Genomic DNA, 2,098 nt, shown 5'->3' with positions numbered 1-2,098 from the left:
TGGAAAAACTGCTTCTGCTCAGGAAGAGTTGGATTATGTTTTAGCACACGATGAAACGGGAGAATTCTATGAAATGGCTATGGCAGACGATGAACTAAAAGGATTAACGGTAAGAAGGTAAAAAAAAAGAAGCTGGGTTTCAGCTTCTTTTTTTTATCCCTCTTTTGCACCTTGTCTTTTCAAAGAAATGGATTCAGAAATTTCCAGTGCAAGAATGATAATTGTGCCAAGAACTAATCCGTTGCTTAAAAACGTAGTAACTAAAGGTGGCAGTGTTGAAAAAGCTTGAGAAGGCAAAAACATAACCCCTATCCCCGACAGCAACGCAATACCGGCTTTTTTCATTGCTTTTTCGGGCTGTTTGGCATGCTTGAATTCTCCAATTCCAAGAGCCATCATACCTGTAAAAACAGGAAAGATTGCCGCGTATCCGACAGCAGGAGGAAGAGCGGACATAATGGATGTTAAAGGAGTAAAGATACTCAAAAAAAGCAAAAGACACGATGCTACAATAAAAGGAACTCGGCTATAAAGATTTGTAGCTGAAATAAATCCGCCGGAACCTGAAATAGGAACGGCACCGACACCTGAAAACAATCCTCCAAGCAGCTGACTTATACCCGAAACCATCCCGGAACGCTTAATATTGTCTTTTTCAATTTTTTCTCCTTTGTGTTTATAAACAGACTCAACAACACGAATAGAAGCGAGCATGTTTGTAATTAAAATGAGCGTCACAAAAAAAGCAGTGACAACCATATTCCATTCAACGCGAGGAGCTCCAAATACAAACACTTTAGGTATGTAAAATAACTGCGCCTGAAACTCGATAGGTTTAGCTAACCCTAGCATTGCAAATACTCCCCAGCCTACACCAATACTAATAATAATGCTGAGCTTATTTAACGTCCGGTGTGATAATAAATAAAAAGTCAGCAGCAAAATCGCAGCTGAAGCCAGCGCAATAGGAAGTTTAATAGCTGAATTCGTTTCTGTAATACCAAACATTCCTTTTAAAAAGGAACCGCTGAGCTGCGTCACTAATAAAATTAAATATGTACCGGTAACTGTCGGGGTAAAGTATTTTGCTAGTTTATCAATGAGACCAAGCAGGCTCATCAAAATAGCGATTACCCCGCTTATAAGGAGGGTGAACTGCAGCACCCGGAGCGTTTCAGAGTGAGAACCAAATAGAACGGTTCCAAGACTCGCATACAGAGAAAAGACGCCCCACCAAACACCAGCTGGCCCTTCCATGATGGGATATTTATGCCCTATAAATACCTGCAAGAGCCCGGATAAAGCTAAAATAAATAACGTTCGCTGTAAAAATTGAATAGAATCCGCTGCGTTTAAATGAAACTGAGAAGCAATTACAATAGGAACAATCATACTATTAGAAATCATAAATAAAAACCATTGTAGTGAAGCAATGGAAACTCGAAACATTCTTAACACCTCAATTAATGCCGACGAGCGGCTGAATGAACCAACAGGCTGCTCTATTATTTTACCATGGGATTTCCAATTTGTAAGCGATATCTTGTTAAAAGGAAGATGAATAAAGTGTCAAAAAATTCAATATATTGTTGTAAAAAGAAGAAAGATAATTTATAATTTTCTTACAATTATAAATTATAAACATAAGAATAATTTATAATGAACTGACTAACAGTCAAGAAAGGAGGAGGAATAAGACAAATGAAACTATATCTGTCGGTTGATATGGAAGGAATTACGGGACTCGTCGATCACACAAATGTTCTGCGACAGAAAGAAAATTATGAGAGAAGCCGCAAAATAATGACGGATGAAGCAAATGCAGTAATTTATGCAGGATTTAGAGAACAGTGCTCAGAAGTTGTGGTAAATGACAGTCATTCGAGTATGAATAATCTCCTTGTTGAACGGCTTCATCCAGAAACTCAGCTTATTTCAGGAAGCATAAAACCATATTCAATGGTACAGGGATTAGATCAGACTTTTGATGGTGCTATGTTTCTAGGATATCATGCTAAAGCATCCATGCCTGGTGTCATGTCTCATTCGATGATATTTGGTGCTCGCAATATGTACATAGACGATACGAATATTGGAG

The 2,098-nt window shown here is 38.3% G+C and carries 2 protein-coding genes; one reads left to right on the top strand and one right to left on the bottom strand.

The window, feature by feature from the left end:
• Positions 1–153: 153 nt before the first annotated feature.
• On the bottom strand, positions 154–1,449 hold the full coding sequence (locus AC1DRF_RS24565; protein WP_427075434.1) for a purine/pyrimidine permease: 1,296 nt from the start codon (positions 1,447–1,449) through the stop codon (positions 154–156).
• Between the two features lie 252 nt (positions 1,450–1,701).
• Between AC1DRF_RS24565 and AC1DRF_RS24560 the strand changes: the two genes are divergently transcribed.
• A partial coding sequence (locus tag AC1DRF_RS24560) for a M55 family metallopeptidase (RefSeq protein WP_477741925.1) occupies positions 1,702–2,098 on the top strand: 397 nt, incomplete at its 3' end.

The sequence above is a fragment of the Priestia sp. P5_B4 genome (genome assembly GCF_056400385.1).
Note: the sequence above shows the minus strand (reverse complement) of the source record. Positions and strands in the feature narration are given on the sequence as shown.

Coding starts and splice junctions, on each gene's coding strand:
- AC1DRF_RS24565 (WP_427075434.1), bottom strand. CDS start 1,449: ATGTTTCGAGTTTCCATTGCTTCACTACAATGGTTTTTATTTATGATT.